Genomic DNA, 17,285 nt, shown 5'->3' on the forward strand with positions numbered 1-17,285 from the left:
TACGTCTAATGCAGGCGCGTTGCCGCAACGCCGAAGCAGCTTATTCTGCAGCCGTTCGCGCCGCCGTCGAAAGCTGTGTCAGCCACGCCCGCATCGCTGCCGGCCGCACCGGCTTGTTCTGGATCGAAACGCCGTCGCGCTCGGCCGCGGTGCGCACTTCCGGCGAGCGGTCCGCCGTCACCAGCAGGGCCGGGATCGCCTCGCCGGCGGAAAGCCGGATCTTCGCAATTGCCTCGATGCCAGTGCCGTCGTCGAGATGATAGTCGGCGATGATCGCGTGCGGTTTCTCGGCCGGCTCTCCCGTCATCTCGGCACAGGCGGCAACCGATTCCGCCGTGCTGACGACGCAGCCCCAGCCCGAAAGCAGCACTTTCATGCCCTCGAGGATGCGCGGTTCGTTGTCGATGCAGAGCACGCGCAAGCCGTTGAGCGCCTCGCTCGCCTTGTTGGGGACAACTGGGCGGACCGCGACCGGTTCGCCGGCGCTTACGTCCAGCGGCAGCGTCACCTTGAATCCGGTGCCCTTGCCCGGTGTCGATTGCAGGCTGACCGGATGGTTGAGCACGCGCGAGATGCGATCGACGATCGATAGGCCGAGGCCGAGCCCGGAAGCGGTGCGCGCGCCCTCGTCGAGCCGTGCGAATTCCTTGAAGACCGTCCGGAACTTCGACGACGGAATGCCGATGCCGGAATCGAGCACCTCGATCGTCGCCATCGCGCCATGTCTGCGCACGCCGACCAGCACCTTGCCGGTGAGCGTATACTTGATCGCGTTGGAAACGAGGTTCTGCACCACGCGGCGCAAAAGGTTCGGATCGCTGCGCACGACCAGCGAGGTCGGCATGACCACCAGGTCGAGATCCTTGGCGCGCGCGATCGGCGCGAAGTCGGTCTCGATGCGGCGGAGCAGGTCGTTGAGCGGGACGGATTGCAGCCGCGGCTTCATTGCGCCGGTGTCGAGGCGCGAAATATCGAGCACGGCGCCAAGAATGGCCTCGACCGATTCCAGCGAGGAATCGATGTTCTCGACGAGCGTGCTGTTGTCGGAATCGCCCAGCCGCTCGACCAGCGAGGACGAATAGAGACGGGCGGCATTGAGCGGCTGCAGAATATCGTGGCCGGCAGCGGCGAAGAACCGCGTCTTGCCGATATTGGCCTCTTCCGCGGCCGCCCGTGCTTCGGCGAGTTCCCGGTTCACGCGGGTCAGTTCGCCGGTGCGTTCCTCGACGCGCAGTTCCAGCGTCTCGTTCGCCTGCTTCAGCGCCATGTCGGCGGCAACGCGCTGGGTGATGTCGGTATAGGTGGTGACGATGCCCTTGTCGGGCATGGCATTGGTGCGCACTTCGATGATGCGCTCGCCATTGCCAAGTTCGAGCAGGAAGGGCTTGTCCAGCGTCAGAAAGTTGGCGATCAATCCCTTTTCCTGATCCTTGCGGATATCGCCGCGCTTGGTGAGGATCGAAACGATATCGGCGAGCGGGAAGCCCACCTGGCCGGCCGCCTCGGGCAGATCCAGAAGCTGGCGGAAGCGGCGGTTCCAGATGATCAGGTTGTTGGCGTTGTCGAAGACGGCGATGCCCTGGTCCATCTGCGAGAGCGCGGTCTGCAGCATATCCTGATTGTATTGCAGCGCCTCGCTCGCCTGGTCGAGCAGCCAGGCCGTGTCCGATGACGTGTCGTCGCCGCGCTGCAGGACGAGCGAAAGCACGAGCCGCGCCGACGACGAGCCGATGGCACTGCCGAGCAGTTGCTCGGAGAAATGCACAACGGCCATGTCCGCCGGCGCATTGTCGTCCAGCCAGCGGCCGGATTGGCGCTCATAGGTGTGGAACGAGCGCTGCATGCGCTCGGTGCCCATGTAGCGGCCGATCGTCGCCTTGAGATCGCGCACGGTGACCTTGGTCTTCCGGCCGCGGAACGTGCCTTCGGTGCGCGACCGCCGGGTGATGAAGACGCCGGCCTGAAAGCGCTCGATCGGTTTCGGCGTCCGGGTCAGCGAGCCGAGCACATAGGCGCTGCAGTTGACGAGCAGGCTCAGCATCGTGGCATTCACCAGCGGGTCGGCGCGGGGACCCGAGAAGAGGTCCGTAAATGGCAGCAGGAAGCTCAGCACCGTTGCCGCGACTTGGGAATTGTCCGGTCCGCCGAGGCTCGGCAGGAACAGGAGATACGCCCAGACGAAAAAGCCGGAGACCATGCCGGTGATCGCGCCGCGCGCATTCGCCTGGCGCCAGATGAGACCGCCGAGCATGGCCGGCGCCATCTGGGAGATGGCGACGAAGGAGAGGAGCCCGAGCGAAGCTAGACCGGCACTGATATCGGCGGAGCGGTAATAGCCATAGCCGAGCAGGAGGACGACGAAGATCGCCGAACGGCGGATGTTGAGCAGCGTCCCCGCGAGGTTTTCCTGAAGCCCGCCGCGCTGGCTGAGATTGCGGCGCAGGAACACCGGCATGACGATGTCGTTGGAGATCATGATCGACAGCGCCACGGAGGCGACGATCACCATGGCCGTTGCTGCCGAGAAGCCGCCAATGAAAGTGATGAGCGTCAGCAGCGGCAGGCCGTTGGCGAGCGGCAGAGTCAAGAGGTAAAGATCCGCGTCGCCGGAGCCCGAGAAAGTGAGGAGGCCGGCAATCGCGATCGGCAGCACGAAGAGATTGATGCCGATCAGGTAGAGCGGAAACAGAATGCCGGCGGTACGCAACTCCCCTTCGGTGCGGTTCTCGACGACGGTCACATGGAACTGCCGCGGCAGCATGATGATCGCGAAGGCGGAGGTGACGATCAGCAGGATCCAGCGCGCCGTCGGCGTTTCATAGGAAAGTGCGGATTGCACCGCCGGGCTCTCTGCCGCCAGCGACCAGAGATGCGCCGGGCCGTTGAAGATGACGAAGACGATGTAGAAGCCGGCAGTGACGAGCGCGACGAGCTTGACCAGCGATTCCATTGCGATCGCGAGGATCAGTCCGTCCTGATGTTCTGTCGCGTCCGTATGGCGCGTACCGAAGACGATGGCGAAGCAGGCGAGGAACAGGGTCACGAGCAGGGGCAGGTCGATGAAACTCTGCCCCGCGCCGATGCCATAGTCGCTGGTGTTGATCATCGCCGCGACGGAGCTCGAAATCGCCTTGAGCTGCAATGCGATATAGGGGATGGCACCGACCAGCGAGATCAGTGCAACGATCGCCGCCACGGCCGGGTTCTTGCCGTAGCGCGCGGCGATGAAGTCGGCGACGGAGGTCAGCTTCTCGGTCTTGGCAAGGCGGATGATCTTGCGGATCAGCGGCATGCCCAGCGTGAACATCAGGATGGGTCCGATGTAGATGCCGGTGAATTCGAGCCCGCGCTCGGCGGCAAGCCCGATGCCGCCGAAATAGGTCCAGGACGTGCAATAGATCGCAAGGCTGAGCGCATAGACGAGCGGTCTGCCTTTCAGCGCAGCGCTTTTCCTCCTGGCCCGCCGGTCGCCATAGCTCGCGACTGCAAACAGCAGCAGCAGATAGGCGAAGGCCGAGGCAAAGATGACCGAACCCGAAAGCATGCCTCACTCCTCCGACGCGAAGCATAGGACAAGTCCGCGAGGTTGAGAATTGCCCGCCATATGAGTCTTAAGTCCAAGGTGCTGCAAGAGAAAATGGTCTGCCGGATGTGGAAGGGAGTTTGATCCTTCTTTTGGCAGGCGTGGTTTGACCAAAGGCAAAGAAAGGTTTTCTCGGTGCCCGCTTTGGTTTAGTTTCCGTAAACGGTTGCAGCGCGGGACAGCGCCGGCGGTCGTTTTCAACGGGGATGATACGGAGAGACGTATGCTGAATGAGTTCAAGGAGTTTATTGCCCGCGGGAACGTGATGGACCTCGCGGTCGGTGTCATCATCGGCGCCGCCTTCAGCAAGATCGTCACGTCGGTCGTCGAAGACCTCGTGATGCCCATCGTCGGCGCGCTGACCGGTGGTGGTTTCGACTTCTCCAACTACTTCCTACCGCTGTCGGCCAACGTCACGGCGACGTCTCTCGCCGCTGCCCGTCAGCAGGGCGCTGTCTTTGCCTATGGCAACTTCATCACCGTGCTCATCAATTTCCTGATCCTCGCCTGGATCATCTTCTTGATGATCAAGGCCGTGAACCGCATGCGCGCGTCGATCGAGAAGAAGAAGGACGAGGCACCGGCCGCGCCACCGCCGGAAGATATCCTTCTGCTCTCCGAAATCCGCGACCTGTTGAAACAGCGCGCCTGAGGCTTCTCGCGGCCCCGTTCTGGCGGGGCCGCGAAACATCACAAAAATCGATAAACCGGTCAGATAAAGTCGCGTGATCGCAGAAGCGAAAGCGGCTAGAAGCGATGGGCAGTCTGGAGCGGTCCATTTCCGCTCTAATCCATTGGAATCTTTCACGATGATCTCGGGCGATCCGGCGCGGGACCGTCGTGCCTCCGGAGCCCGCCGATGACCATCCTCAGCACCATCAGCCCCCGCGCACTTGCGGCGCCCGAAAGCGGCATCGTCGAGGTGGTGAACTATGCCCGCGGGCGCGACGGCCTGATCCCGCTCTGGGTCGGCGAAGGCGACCTGCCGACGCCGGCCTTTATCAGCGATGCGGCACGCGAGGCGCTTTCCGCCGGCGAGACCTTCTACACTTGGCAGCGCGGCATCCCGCCGCTGCGCGAGGCGCTGTCGCGCTACTATCAGCGGCGTTTCCAGAAAGCCCTTTCGCCCGAAAATTTCTACGTCGTCGGCTCCGGCATGCAGGCAATCAAGCTCTCGATCGAGGCGATCGCTTCGCCGGGAGACGAGATGGTGCTGCTGACGCCGGCCTGGCCGAATTTTGCCGCTGCCGCTGACCTCTCTGGCGTCCGTCCAGTTTCCGTCGAACTGCGCTTTGAACACGGAAAGTGGCAGCTCGATCTCGATCGACTGGAAGCGGCGATCGGCCCGAAGACCAGGGCACTGTTCATCAACACGCCGTCGAACCCGACGGGATGGACCGCGACCAAGGAAGAACTGGCCGCGATCCTGGCGCTGGCGCGCAAGCATGGTCTGTGGATCATCGCCGACGAGATCTACGCGCTCTATTATTATGCCGGCGCCCGCGCGCCGTCCTTCCTCGATGTCATGGAAGAGGGCGACCGGATCCTCTTCGTCAATTCCTTCTCGAAGAACTGGTCGATGACCGGCTGGCGGGTGGGTTGGATCGTCGCCCCGCCGGAGATGGGGCAGGTGTTGGAGAACCTGGTGCAATATTCGACGTCAGGCGTCGCCCAGTTCATGCAGCGCGGTGCCGTCGTGGCGCTTGACGAGGGCGATGCCTTCCTGGACGCGAATGTCGCCAAGGCGACCAGCAACCGTGACGTCTTCTGCGACGCGCTGATCGCTACCAACCGGGTGGAAACGCTGAAGCCGGATGGAGCGCTCTACGCGTTCCTGAAAATCGACGGCGTCACGGATTCGCGCGCGGCCGCGATCGATATCGTCGACAAGACGGGCGTCGGCCTGGCGCCCGGCACCGCCTTTGGCGATGGTGGTTCGCTGTTCATGCGCGCCTGCTTCCTGCGCGACCCGGCCCAGGTGAAGGAAGCCGCGCACCGCTTGCAGGGTTACATCCTCGGGCGCTGACTTCTGCCAGGAAGGGCGATCGAAGACGGCGACGCTATTCGTCGCCGGTTTCGCCGAGCAGCTTCTGCTCATGGGCAATTGCGTGGCCAATCAGCCGCGCCCAGATGTCCTCGTAGAAGTCAGGATCGAGGTTGTAGCTCGCGGCGTTCTTGCGGGCGTTCTCACGCACTTCCATCACCCGCGCCGGAATGTCGGCCTTCAGCTTCAGCGGCCGTTTGATCTCGGCCGCCCGGTCGATATAGCCCCAGCGTTCGGCAAACAGCGTCATCAGCGCCTGGTCGAGCCGGTCGATTTCGGCACGCACGTCGGCCATGGTGGTGCATTGCGCGGGGGTCTTTTGCATCTGTCTCGTCCGATTGCCTGGTGCATGGCCGTCGTGGCCAAGCGCAGGTCCAGGTGTTCGAGCGTCCCTCGGCTCTGGGCAAGCGGAGCGCTCTTGCGGCGCACTGCTAACAAACGATGAGCTCAATGAGAAGGGGCAACAGGGTCGCAGCATGCGACCGGTGACGGTGGTCACCTCAGCAGGCGATCGCTGGGCAGGGGAGGAGGGTGCGGTCCTGTCTCCGTCTGCGGCGATCGCCTGCTGACGTGTTGAGGGAAGTTAGCCGGCCAAGCTTGAGCGAGGCTTTTTAGAGCGGGATGAGGAAAAGCGTATGCGGTTTTCCGCCCGCATCTCGCTCGAACTTATGAGAATCGATCACGTTCCGATCATCAGCTTGATCGCGAGGCCGACGATCGTCACGGCTGCCACCCCGGCGCACCACAGGCCCACGAACCAGAGAAGCTTGCGGCCGGTTCCGGTTTCATCAGTCAATGGTAACCCTCCTCCGGATCGACTTTGCCGCGGAACACCCAATAGGAATAGCCGGTATAGGCGAGGATGATCGGCACCAGCACCAGCGCGCCGGCGAGCAGGAAGGACAGGCTCTCCTCAGGCGCCGCCGCATCCCAGATGGTCAGCGATGGCGGCACCATATAGGGGTAGAAGCTGATGCCGATGCCGGCATAGCCGAGCACGAACAGGCCGAGCGCCGCAAGAAACGGCCGGCTGTCGTGCCTGTTGCGAATGCCTGTGATCAGCGCATACAGGCAACCGAGAACGAGGGCTGGCACGATGACGCTGAAGATCGCCGTCGGAAAGCCGAACCAGCGCTTCAGATATTGCGGCTCCAGGAACGGAGTCCACAGACTGACGATGCCCATGGCGGCGACGGTGCCGAACGAGCACTTGAGCGCGAGGTCGCGGGCGCGGTCGGCGAGGTCGCCATGGGTCTTCATGACCAGCCAGGTGGAGCCGAGCAGGGCATAACCGACGACGACGGCGACGCCGGTCATGATCGAGAAGGGCGTCAGCCAGTCCCACCAGCCGCCGACATAGGCGCGGTTCTCGACGGGGATACCCTGGACGAGCGCGCCGAGAGTTATGCCTTGCGCGAAGGCGGCGAGCATCGAACCGCCCGAGAACGCCCAGTTCCAGAGATATTCGGCACGCCTGGTGCGCCAGCGATATTCGAAGGCGACGCCGCGGAAGATGAGGCCGATGACCATGGCGATAACAGGGGCGTAGAGTGCCGGCAGGATCGTCGCATAAGCGAGCGGAAACACCGCCATCAGACCGCCGCCGCCGAGCACCAGCCAGGTTTCGTTGCCGTCCCAGACCGGCGCGACGGAATTCATCATCACGTCGCGGTCGTGCTTCTCCGGGAAGAACGGGAAGAGGATGCCGACGCCGAGGTCGAAGCCGTCGAGAATGACATAGGCGAGCACCGCAAAGGCGATGATGGCGGCCCAGATGAACGGCAGATCAAACTCCATGACGACCTCCATGAGTGCTGGTGCTGGCGATGGCGGGGCCTGGCATGATGCCGGAGCTGCGCAGCGGCCCTTCGTCGAGATCCGGCATCGGATCACGCGGCAATCGCGCCATCAGCCTCAGGATGTAGAAGGTGCCGGCGCCGAAGACGAAGAAGTAGACGATGATAAAGGCGATCAGCGAGGCGGCGACGGCAGGGGCTGCGATCGGCGCCACCGAGTTCACTGTCAGCAGGTGGCCGTAGACCGTGTAGGGCTGGCGGCCGACTTCGGTGGTGACCCAGCCGGCGAGCACGGCGACGAAGCCGGCCGGGCCCATCACGACTGCCGCCCGATGCAGCCAGACATTGCTGTCGAGCGTGCCGCGGTAACGACACCAGAGCGACCAGAGGCCGATGCCGAGCATGGCGAACCCAAGGCCGACCATCACCCGGAAGGACCAGAACACGATGCCGACGGGCGGATGCAGCTCTTCCGGGATCGTATCGAGGCCGGCGAGCGGCGCGTTGAGGTCGTGCTTCAGGATCAGGCTGGAGAGTTTTGGAACCTCGATGGCATAGTCGACGCGCTTTTCGGGCGAGTTCGGAATGCCGAAAAGGATCAGCGGCGCCCCATCCGGATGGCTCTGGTAGTGGCCTTCCATCGCCATCACCTTGGCCGGCTGGTGTTCCAGCGTGTTCAGCCCGTGCATGTCGCCGGCAAAGATCTGGATGGGCGCGACGATCGCCGCCATCCACATCGCCATCGAGAACATTTTGCGGGCGCGGCGCGGCGCCGTCTTGCGGATGAGGTGCCAGGCGCCGCAGGCGCCGACGACGAAGGCGGTCGTGAGGTAAGCGGCAAGCACCATATGGGTAAGGCGATAGGGGAAGGACGGGTTGAAGACGATCGCCCACCAGTCGACCGGGACGAACTGGCCCGCTTCGTTCATGGCGAAACCGGCGGGCGTCTGCATCCAGGAATTTGCCGAAAGGATCCAGGTGGCGGAAATCAACGTGCCGATGGCGACCATGACAGTGGCCAAGAAATGCAGTTTTGGCCCGACGCGGTTGAGCCCGAAGAGCATGACGCCGAGGAAGCCCGCCTCGAGGAAGAAGGCGGTAAGCACCTCGTAGCCCATCAGCGGCCCGATGATCGGCCCGGCCTTGTCGGAAAAGACGCTCCAGTTGGTGCCGAACTGGTAGGACATGACGATGCCGGAGACCACACCCATGCCGAAGGCGACCGCGAAGATCGTTTTCCAGAAGTGGAAGAGTTCGAGGTAGACCTCGTCCTTTTTCAAGAGCCACAAACCTTCCAGTACCGCGAGGTAGCTCGCAAGGCCGATGGAAAAAGCAGGGAAGATGATGTGGAAGGAGACGGTGAAGGCGAACTGGAAGCGAGCGAGCAGGGTCGCATCGAAACTCTCAAACACGGGCGCAATCCTTTCAGACATACGGCAACGCGCGTCGCTGACGCGTGGCCGTATCGCTCTGGCTGCTGCATCATTCGTCCCATGATCGATCGTCGATCAGGGGACTTTTCTTGGCCGTCCGTCGGGGCGTTTTCGGTGTTGGCCCCGGCTTCTCAGCATGCGCTTGAATCTGAGCCAAATTTGCCAAACGTCAATGACAGCGCGTCCGCCACGTTGTCACACTGCGGCAATGTCGCGCTGCGGCATATTGGACGGAGCTTCACCAGAGAGCGAAGCTGGCGACCGGCAATCGATCAAAGGGTTGCCGGGATGGCGTCAGCGGACCGGGAGATAGGCTTCGGCAAGCTCGGTCCAGAAGGCGGCGCCGATCGGCAGCAGGTCGTCGTTGAAGTTGTAGGCCGGATGGTGCAGCGGCTTGTCTTCGTCGCTGACCTTCGAGCCGAGGAAGAAATAGGTCCCCGGCTTTTCCTTGAGCATATAGGCGAAATCCTCGCTGCCCATGAAGGGACGGGCGAGATCGACCACCTTGTCGGCACCAGCAAAGCGTACTGCGAGATCGCGGACGAAATCCGTTTCGGCCTTGTGGTTGATCGTGGCATCGTAGCTGCGTTGGTAGTCGACTGTCGCGCGCATGCCGAAACTCGTGGCCTGCGCCTCGGCGATCATGCGGATGCGCCGTTCGAGTTCGTCGCGGACATCAGGCTCGAAGGAGCGGATGCCGACGACGATCTCGGCGCGCTCCGGGATGATGTTGCTGGCCGAGCCCGCATGGAAGGCGCCGACGGTGACGACGGTCGGATCCATCGGGTGGATGTTGCGCGAGACGATCGATTGCAGCGCCATGACGATCGAGGCACCGCAGACGATCGGGTCGGCCGTCTCCTGCGGTTCCGCGCCATGCCCGCCGCGGCCGTGCACGGTGATGCGCGCCTCGTCGACGGCCGCCATGATCGGGCCTTCTCTGAGTGCAAACTGGCCGAAGGGCAGGCCCGGTTCGTTGTGGAGCGCGAACACCGCGTCGCAGGGGAATTGTTCAAACAGCCCCTCGTCCATCATGATCTTGGCGCCGCCGAAATTCTCCTCGGCCGGCTGGAAGATCAAGTGGATCGTACCGTCGAAATTGCGCCGCTCTGCAAGCGCCCGCGCAGCGCCAAGCAGCATCGTCGTATGCCCGTCGTGGCCGCAGGCGTGCATCAATCCTGCGGTCTTGCTGGCATAGTCGAGCCCGGTCTTTTCCAGGATCGGCAGCGCATCGATATCGGCGCGAATGCCGATTGATCTCCCGCTCGTGCCGTTCCGGAGCGTGCCGACCACGCCGGTTTGGGCGAGACCCGTCGTCACCTCGTAGCCGAGGCTTTCGAGATGCTTGGCGATGAAGGCGGAGGTGCGCCTCTCCTCCAATCCAAGTTCCGGATGGGCATGCAGGTCGTGGCGGATGGCAACGAGTTCCGGCATGGCGTTGGTGATCGAGGAGGAGAGCTTCATGTCAGGCGCCACGGGTTGGGATACGATTTTCGAATGTGCGGAAGGCGACCACCAGAATGCCGGTGAGGCACATATAGATGAGCGCCAGCAGGAGCAGCGGCTCATAGGTGAGGAAGGTTTCCTGCCGCACCTTGGAGATGACGGCATAGACGTCGACGACGGTCACGGTGGCAACGAGCGGCGTCGATTTCAGCTGCAGCACGGTTTCGCCGTTCAGCGTCGGCAGCGCCCGGTGGATGGCGCGCGGCAACCAGATGCGGCGGAACATCGTCCAGCGGCCCATGCCATAGGCTTTGGCCGCCTCCAGCTCGCCCGGCGGCACGCCGGCAAAGGCGCCGCGCATGACCTCGCCCTCATAGGCGGCAAACGAGACGGTGAGTGCCGCCACGCCATAGGGCCAGGCCTCGCGCAAATAGGGCCAGAGGAAGGACTGGCGGATCGCCGGAAACTGCGGAAACAGCGAGCCGAGCCCGTAATAGAGCAGCCAGAGCTGCAGGAGCAGCGGCGTGCCGCGAATGACGGTGCAGAAGACCTTGGCCGGCAGTTTCAGGAACCAGGGGCCTGTCACCTGCACGAGGCCGATCGGCACCGCCAGCAGGAAACCGAGGATCGCGGTGCTGAACAGCATCACGAGGCTGACGAGAATGCCCCAGCCAAGCCGAGGCAGATAACGCGGCAGCCAGTCCCAGCGCATGAAGACGGCAACGGCGACGACGAAGGCGGCGAAGACCAGCATCATCACGATGCGATGCGGTACGAAGAAGCTCCGAGCCGTCGGCAGGTCCTCGGGCGTGAAGGCAACGGCGTGGGTGGTTTCGTTGGTCATCGCTGCACCGCAAAGCCGCGTCGGGCATGGCGTTCGAGCATGCCGATGAAGACGTTGGACACGAGTGTCAGCGCCAGATAGAGCGCGCCGGCGGCAAGGAAGAACAGCAGGTATGCCTTGGTCGTGCCGGCCGCCTGGCGCGTGACCAGCGTCAGCTCGCTGAAGCCAACGACAGCGAGAAGGGCGGTGTCCTTGGTGGCGATCAACCAGAGATTGGAAAGACCGGGAATGGCATAGGGCAGCATCGCCGGCAGGGTGATGCGCCGCAAGACCTTGGTCGGCGACATGCCATAGGCCCGCGCCGCTTCGATCTGTCCGGCGGGCACCGCCTTGATCGCGCCACGCAAGACTTCGGTCGAGTAAGCCCCCTGGACGACGCCGATGACGAAGATGCCGGCCATCAGGCCGCTGATGTCGACCGGGCCGATCGCAAAGAGCGCCAGCACCTGATTGAGAAGATCGGTGCCGGCGTAATAGAGCAGCAGGATCAGCACCAGTTCCGGCACCGCACGCACCACCGTGGTGTAGCATTCAAGCAGATCCCGCAGCACCGGACCGCCATAGAGCTTGCCGAAGGCGCCGCCGATGCCGAGTGCCAGGCCGAGCGTGAAGCCGCCGACGGCGATCTGGATGGAGTTGAAAAAGCCCTGCAGCAACACGCCGCCCCATCCGGGCGCGTTGAGCGAGAGCAGGCCCCAATTGATGAGGGAATCCGCAGCCATGCGTCGTACTCCGATGGCGCCAGCCGGCGGCGGCTGCTGCGCCCGCGTCCCCTTTCAGGCACACAAGGCACAGCACCTCTGGGCCGCCGGCCGATCGCGCCTTAATCGCCGTAGATGTCGAAGTCGAAGTACTTCTTCGAGAACGTATCATAGGTTCCGTTGTCACGGATCGCCTTGATCGCAGTGTTGACCTTGTCCTTGAGCTCGGTTTCGCCCTTGCGCAGGCCGACGCCCACACCCGGGCCGATCACGGCAACGTCTTCGGCGACGTCGCCCTTGTAGTCGCAGCATTCCTTGCCCTGGTCGGTCGCAAGGAAAGCCTTCAGCGCGATGGCGTCCGCCTGGACGGCATCGAGGCGGCCGGCGGCGAGGTCGTTGTTGGCTTCGTCCTGCGTCTGGTACTCCTTGACGTCGACGCCTGCCGGCGCGAAATGCTTGGCGGCATAGGCTTGGTGGACCGTCGAGACCTGGACGCCGAGCGCCTTGCCGTTGAGACCTTCCGGCGTCGGCTTGATGTCGACGCCCTTGGTGCCGATGATGCCGGTCGGGGTGTTGTAGTATTTGTCCGAGAAATCGATCGTTTTCAGGCGTTCGTCGGTGATCGACATCGAGCTGATGATCATGTCGATCTTCTTCGAGGTCAGCGCGGGGATGATGCCGTCCCAGGCGACCGGCGTCAGCACGCATTCGAGCTTCGCCTCGGCACACATCGCATTCATGAACTCGACTTCCCAGCCTTCCCATTTGCCGCTGGCGTCGGGCGCCGTGAACGGCGGATAGGGCTCGGCGGCGACGCCGACCTTAAGCGCTTCGGCCGAAGCGGCGACGCCGCCGCTGACGGCGATTGCCGTCGCAACGGCCAGGACTTTCAATGCCTTCTTCATGCTGTTCCCCTTTTTGGTTGTTTAGCATTCCGGAATTCAGTGAATGGAACTGATGAACTTCTTGAGCCTTTCCGACCGCGGCGAACCAAAGATGGCCTCTGGCGGGCCCTGTTCCTCGATCACGCCGTTGTGGAGGAAGACGATGTGGTTGGCGACGTCGCGCGCGAACTTCATCTCGTGGGTAACCAGGATCATCGTGCGCTTCTCGCGCGCGAGATCGCCGATGACCGAAAGCACTTCGCCGACGAGTTCAGGATCGAGCGCCGAGGTCGGCTCGTCGAAGAGCATGACCAGCGGCTGGATGGCGAGCGCCCGCGCGATGGCCGCGCGCTGCTGTTGGCCACCGGAAAGAAAGGCCGGGTAAGCGTCGCGCTTCTCATAGAGGCCGACGCGCTTGAGCAGCGTTTCGGCGGTGGCGACCGCTTCGGCCTTCGGCTTGCCGAGCACGTGGATCGGCGCCTCGATGACGTTTTCGAGGATGGTCATGTGCTGCCAGAGATTGAAGCTTTGGAAGACCATGCCGAGCTGGCTGCGGATGCGCTGGACTTGGCGGCGGTCCTCCGGCACGAGGCCGCCTCGGCCGTCGGGTTTCATCCGGATCTTCTCGCCATGCACGCTGACGCTGCCCGCGGACGGGAGTTCCAGAAGGTTGATACAGCGCAGGAAGGTGGATTTGCCGGAGCCGCTGCCGCCGATGATGGCGATCACGTCGCCCTGTTTCGCCGTCAGCGAAACACCCTTCAGCACTTCCAATGGCCCGAAACGCTTGTGCAGGTCAGTGACCGCGATTGCCTGGGCCGCATCCGTCATCGGCACGCCGCTCCAACGGCTCTGCGCGCTTTTTCTGTCAGCATGAGAACAGTTCCCCTGTCGTTTTCCGCGCGGCATCTTTGGCCTGTCACGGTTTTGTTGATTGGCATGGTTGCACTTGTGTCGCTATTATTCAAGCGTATAATAATACGCATCGTCGATTTTTCGACGCCCGCCCCCAGCCTTGATTTCCCGAAGGAGCCGCTCATGTCCCCGTTCCGGCCGAAGCCATCGTCGACCGCGCCAGGGCACTTGTTCCAGCGGGTCGCCGCATGAATCGGCGCAGCTTTCACCGCGCTCCGGAAGGCGAGCGCCGCCAGGAACTGATCGAGGCGACGCTCGATTGCATCTCCGAATTTGGGCTCAAGGGCGCGACGGTGCGGCAGATCGCGATCCGCGCCGGCGTGACCGCCGGGCTCGTGCGCCACTATTTCGAATCGAAGGATCAGATGGTTGCCGAGGCCTATCGCGCCGTCATCGCATCCTTGACGGACAAGGCGAGCCAGGTGGAGGGCGATCCGGAAACCCGCCTCAGGGATTTCATCGCGATCAACCTCACCGAACCGGTGGCCGACAGCCGGAGCATCTCGCTGTGGGCTGCCTTCATCAGCCAGGTGCGTGTCGATCCGGTGCTCGCCGAGATCCATCGCGAAGGCTACCTCGCCTTCCGCAACACACTGCAGGAACTGCTCGCCGATTTTCTTGCGGCGAAGGGCAAGCCGGCGGACGCCGAAACCTGCCGGGCGTTCGCCATTGCCATCAACGGGCTGGTCGACGGTCTTTGGGTGGAGGGGTGCCTGGCGGGCGACCTCTTTCGCGAGGGTGAACTGGTCGCCATCGCCATGTCGTCGGCCGAGGCACTGCTCGGCACGTCGATCGGAACTGCAAAACAATGACAACGGGAGAAAACACCATGCGCTACGCGTCCATCACCGAACGTCTTGCCGAGCTTGGTTCGGGAAAATGGTCGCTGCATATTCGTGCCCGCCAACTGAAGGCAAGTGGCGCCGACATCATCGAACTGACGATTGGCGAACCGGACCTTCCGCCGGACCGCGCCCTTCTCGAAGAATGCCAGCGCGCGATGAATGCCGGGCGCTACCGCTACTCCAATGGCCGCGGCGAGCCCCCGGTCGTGGCTGCGCTCGCGGAAAAATATCGCCGGCGCCGTGACGGCGTCACCGCGGCGAATGTCTTGTGCTTCCCCGGCACCCAGACGGCGCTCTTCTCCGTGATGCTGGCTCTGGTCGAAACCGGCGACGCGGTGCTCGTCGGCGACCCGCTCTATGCGACCTATGAGGGCGTGATCCGCTCCACCGGCGCCCATCCGGTGCTGGTGCCGCTGAAGCCGGAATTCGGCTTCCACATGCAGGCCGAAGATCTCGAAAAGGCGATCACACCGGAGAGCCGGGTGCTGCTGCTCAACACGCCGCACAATCCGACCGGGGCCGTGCTGACCGCGGCCGAGATCGCCGCGATCGGCGAGGTCGCGCGCCGTCACGATCTCTGGATCGTCTGCGATGAGGTCTACGAGGAACTTGTCTTCGACGCCGTCTTCGCCTCACCCTTCGACAATCCGGATCTCGCCGAACGCACCGTCGTCGTCTCGTCGATCTCCAAGTCCCACGCCGCGCCCGGCTTCCGCAGTGGTTGGGCAGTCGGCCCGGTCGAGTTTGCCAACCGGCTGCTGCCGGTTTCGGAAACGATGCTCTTCGGCACCCAGCCTTTCATCGCCGACATGACCGCCTATGCCCTGACCCATGACATCGATACCGCGCGGCGGATGCGCGAGTCCTATCAGTCCCGTGCCGCACAGATCGTAGCCGGTCTTGCCGCGGCACCCGGCATCGAGGTGTTCGCGCCGGAAGCCGGTATGTTCATTGTGATCGACGTTTCCGGAACCGGCCTTGACGGCGATGCGTTTGCCTGGGCGCTGCTCGAAGAGGAGGGGGTTGCCGTCATGCCTGGATCATCCTTTGGCGATCAGGCGCAGAACTATCTGCGCGTCAGCCTGACCGTGCCTGATCGGGACATCGACGAGGCCTGCCGTCGCATCGCTGCGCTCGCCGAGCGGTCCAGCCTGCGTAAGGAGCGCTGCGCATGACGATGGAAAAAACAGTTGGAGAAGTGCTGGTCGATCTGCTCGAGGCCAATGGCGTCGAGGTGGTTTTTGGCATTCCCGGGGTGCACACGGTCGAGCTTTATCGCGGGCTGGCGGCATCGAAGATCCGCCATGTGACCCCGCGCCATGAACAGGGTGCGGGCTTCATGGCCGATGGATATGCCCGGGTCAGCGGCAAGCCGGGTGTCGCCCTCGTCATCACCGGTCCGGGACTCACAAACACCATCACGGCGATGGCGCAGGCCCGGCAGGATTCCATCCCGATGCTGGTGATTTCCGGCGTCAATCGCCGCGATTCGCTTGGTCACGGTCGCGGGCTCTTGCATGAGCTTCCCGACCAGCATGGCATGATGAAGACGCTGGCGCTCTACTCGCACACGCTGCTCAATCCGGAAGACCTGCCTTTCGTCGTCGACCGCGCCTTCTCGGTGCTCGTCTCCGGCCGGCCGGGGCCGGTGCACATCGAGATTCCGACCGACGTGATGGCGGCGAAGATCGCGCCGCAGGCGGTGCGCCCGGCGACGGCGACGCGCCCGCGCTCAGACAGCGAGACGCTGCAGCGTGCAGCGATCCTCTGCGCCGACGCCTCGCGGCCAGTCATCATCTGCGGCGGCGGCGCGTTGACGGCGGAAGCCGAAGTGACGGCGCTTGCCGAGAAGATCGGCGCGCCTGTCGTCACCACGGTCAACGCCCGCGGCATGCTCGCCGGCAACCCCTTGCGCGTTCCCGCAAGCCCCAGCCTGAAGGCGGTGCGGTCGCTCCTCAAGGAAGCGGACCTTGTCCTGGCGCTCGGCACCGAAATGGGCCAGACGGACTACGACATGTATGCCGATGGCGGTTTCCCGGCCTTGCGCAATCTCATCCGCACCGACATTGACTCAGCGCAGCTCGCGCGCGGGCCGCATGCAGCCCTTTCCATTCTCTCCGGCGCCAAGGCGGCCACGGCAGGCATCCTCGCCTTCCTGCCCGGCCACACCGCGAAGGATGGCGTCGGGCGCGCCGAAACCGCGAGACGGGCAGCGCTGAAGGAACTGACGCCGAAGATGAAGGCCGAGATCGGCATCATCGACACGGTCTACAGGACGTTGCCGGACTGCACCGTTGTCGGTGACTCGACCCAGGCCGTCTATGCCGGCAATCTTTATTGCGATGCGCCGCGCCAGCGCAGCTGGTTCAATTCCGCGACCGGCTACGGCTCGCTCGGCTACGCTCCGCCGGCGGCCGTGGGCGCTGCGGTTGCCGATCCGTCGCGTCCGGTCGTGTGCCTTGTCGGCGACGGCGGCTTCCAGTTCTCGCTGGCCGAGATCGGGTCCGCGGTGGATGCGCAGGCGAAGGTGATCTTCCTCGTCTGGAACAATGACGGCTACCAGGAGATCGAGTCCTACATGGTCGACGCCGGCGTTACCCCTGAAGGGGTCAGGCCCTCGGCGCCGGACTTCCTGATGGCGGCCAAGGCCTATGGGGTCGAGGGGCAGCGGCTCACCGCGGTTGCCGATCTGGCGCAGGCGCTTGCCGCAGCCGCAGAGCGCAAAGGCCCGTCGCTCATCGAGATCCACGAGAGGCGGACGGCGGGTCTCTCGGCCTGACCGCGCCTCAGTCGC

The 17,285-nt window shown here is 63.7% G+C and carries 14 protein-coding genes; 5 read left to right on the plus strand and 9 right to left on the minus strand.

The annotated features are described in order from the left end of the window. Positions 1–40: 40 nt before the first annotated feature. On the minus strand, positions 41–3,544 hold the full coding sequence (locus AC070A_RS11665) for a PAS domain-containing hybrid sensor histidine kinase/response regulator (protein ID WP_057248137.1): 3,504 nt from the start codon (positions 3,542–3,544) through the stop codon (positions 41–43). 262 nt (positions 3,545–3,806) lie between these two features. On the opposite strand from AC070A_RS11665, the gene mscL reads away from it, so the two are divergent. Further along, positions 3,807–4,235, plus strand: coding sequence for a large conductance mechanosensitive channel protein MscL (gene mscL, locus AC070A_RS11670; protein ID WP_057248138.1), 429 nt, complete (start codon positions 3,807–3,809; stop codon positions 4,233–4,235). 207 nt (positions 4,236–4,442) lie between these two features. Beyond that, a complete protein-coding gene (locus tag AC070A_RS11675) occupies positions 4,443–5,609 on the plus strand; it encodes a pyridoxal phosphate-dependent aminotransferase (RefSeq protein ID WP_057248139.1) in 1,167 nt (388 codons plus the stop codon). 34 nt (positions 5,610–5,643) lie between these two features. On the opposite strand, the gene AC070A_RS11680 is transcribed toward AC070A_RS11675, so the two are convergent. From AC070A_RS11680 to AC070A_RS11715, 8 genes are all read right to left on the minus strand, one after another. Further along, positions 5,644–5,952 carry a chorismate mutase family protein gene (locus AC070A_RS11680; RefSeq protein WP_057248140.1) on the minus strand — a complete coding sequence of 103 codons (309 nt, stop codon included), beginning with the start codon at positions 5,950–5,952 and terminating at the stop codon, positions 5,644–5,646. Positions 5,953–6,419: 467 nt separating this feature from the next. Next, positions 6,420–7,424 carry a cytochrome d ubiquinol oxidase subunit II gene (cydB, locus tag AC070A_RS11685; protein ID WP_058323579.1) on the minus strand — a complete coding sequence of 335 codons (1,005 nt, stop codon included), beginning with the start codon at positions 7,422–7,424 and terminating at the stop codon, positions 6,420–6,422. After that, entirely contained in the window at positions 7,414–8,835 is a 1,422-nt protein-coding gene (locus AC070A_RS11690; RefSeq protein WP_113398436.1) for a cytochrome ubiquinol oxidase subunit I, read from the minus strand. Before AC070A_RS11690 ends, cydB begins: the two co-directional genes overlap by 11 nt. 315 nt (positions 8,836–9,150) lie before the next feature. Then, on the minus strand, positions 9,151–10,320 hold the full coding sequence (locus AC070A_RS11695; RefSeq protein ID WP_057248143.1) for a M20 aminoacylase family protein: 1,170 nt from the start codon (positions 10,318–10,320) through the stop codon (positions 9,151–9,153). 1 nt (position 10,321) lies between these two features. Further along, entirely contained in the window at positions 10,322–11,146 is an 825-nt protein-coding gene (locus AC070A_RS11700; protein WP_057248144.1) for an ABC transporter permease, read from the minus strand. Beyond that, complete coding sequence (locus AC070A_RS11705; RefSeq protein ID WP_057248145.1) at positions 11,143–11,868, minus strand: ABC transporter permease; 726 nt, start codon at positions 11,866–11,868, stop codon at positions 11,143–11,145. The genes AC070A_RS11700 and AC070A_RS11705 overlap by 4 nt, the downstream gene beginning before the upstream one ends. Positions 11,869–11,969: 101 nt before the next feature. After that, entirely contained in the window at positions 11,970–12,752 is a 783-nt protein-coding gene (locus tag AC070A_RS11710) for a transporter substrate-binding domain-containing protein (protein WP_057248146.1), read from the minus strand. A gap of 36 nt (positions 12,753–12,788) precedes the next feature. After that, positions 12,789–13,562 (minus strand): ABC transporter ATP-binding protein, encoded by a 774-nt coding sequence (locus tag AC070A_RS11715; RefSeq protein ID WP_057248147.1) that lies wholly within the window; start codon positions 13,560–13,562, stop codon positions 12,789–12,791. A gap of 272 nt (positions 13,563–13,834) precedes the next feature. On the opposite strand from AC070A_RS11715, the gene AC070A_RS11720 reads away from it, so the two are divergent. Genes AC070A_RS11720 through AC070A_RS11730 form a run of 3 tightly spaced genes read left to right on the plus strand, consistent with a single transcriptional unit; the run spans position 13,835 to position 17,270 of the window. Further along, positions 13,835–14,458 carry a TetR/AcrR family transcriptional regulator gene (locus AC070A_RS11720; RefSeq protein ID WP_057248148.1) on the plus strand — a complete coding sequence of 208 codons (624 nt, stop codon included), beginning with the start codon at positions 13,835–13,837 and terminating at the stop codon, positions 14,456–14,458. Positions 14,459–14,475: 17 nt separating this feature from the next. Further along, the gene (locus tag AC070A_RS11725; protein ID WP_112994394.1) at positions 14,476–15,666 is read left to right on the plus strand and encodes a pyridoxal phosphate-dependent aminotransferase; all 1,191 of its coding nucleotides are present in this window, start codon (positions 14,476–14,478) and stop codon (positions 15,664–15,666) included. Continuing rightward, positions 15,663–17,270, plus strand: a complete 1,608-nt coding sequence (locus tag AC070A_RS11730; RefSeq protein ID WP_057248150.1) for a 5-guanidino-2-oxopentanoate decarboxylase — start codon at positions 15,663–15,665, stop codon at positions 17,268–17,270. The genes AC070A_RS11725 and AC070A_RS11730 overlap by 4 nt, the downstream gene beginning before the upstream one ends. Positions 17,271–17,285 lie beyond the last annotated feature (15 nt).

The organism is Ensifer sp. GW101-20A05, from assembly GCF_059424735.1.

Coding starts and splice junctions, on each gene's coding strand:
- AC070A_RS11675 (WP_057248139.1), top strand. CDS start 4,443: ATGACCATCCTCAGCACCATCAGCCCCCGCGCACTTGCGGCGCCCGAA.
- mscL (WP_057248138.1), top strand. CDS start 3,807: ATGCTGAATGAGTTCAAGGAGTTTATTGCCCGCGGGAACGTGATGGAC.
- AC070A_RS11695 (WP_057248143.1), bottom strand. CDS start 10,320: ATGAAGCTCTCCTCCTCGATCACCAACGCCATGCCGGAACTCGTTGCC.
- AC070A_RS11730 (WP_057248150.1), top strand. CDS start 15,663: ATGACGATGGAAAAAACAGTTGGAGAAGTGCTGGTCGATCTGCTCGAG.
- AC070A_RS11700 (WP_057248144.1), bottom strand. CDS start 11,146: ATGACCAACGAAACCACCCACGCCGTTGCCTTCACGCCCGAGGACCTG.
- AC070A_RS11715 (WP_057248147.1), bottom strand. CDS start 13,562: ATGACGGATGCGGCCCAGGCAATCGCGGTCACTGACCTGCACAAGCGT.
- AC070A_RS11725 (WP_112994394.1), top strand. CDS start 14,476: ATGCGCTACGCGTCCATCACCGAACGTCTTGCCGAGCTTGGTTCGGGA.
- AC070A_RS11710 (WP_057248146.1), bottom strand. CDS start 12,752: ATGAAGAAGGCATTGAAAGTCCTGGCCGTTGCGACGGCAATCGCCGTC.
- AC070A_RS11665 (WP_057248137.1), bottom strand. CDS start 3,544: ATGCTTTCGGGTTCGGTCATCTTTGCCTCGGCCTTCGCCTATCTGCTG.
- cydB (WP_058323579.1), bottom strand. CDS start 7,424: ATGGAGTTTGATCTGCCGTTCATCTGGGCCGCCATCATCGCCTTTGCG.
- AC070A_RS11680 (WP_057248140.1), bottom strand. CDS start 5,952: ATGCAAAAGACCCCCGCGCAATGCACCACCATGGCCGACGTGCGTGCC.
- AC070A_RS11720 (WP_057248148.1), top strand. CDS start 13,835: ATGAATCGGCGCAGCTTTCACCGCGCTCCGGAAGGCGAGCGCCGCCAG.
- AC070A_RS11705 (WP_057248145.1), bottom strand. CDS start 11,868: ATGGCTGCGGATTCCCTCATCAATTGGGGCCTGCTCTCGCTCAACGCG.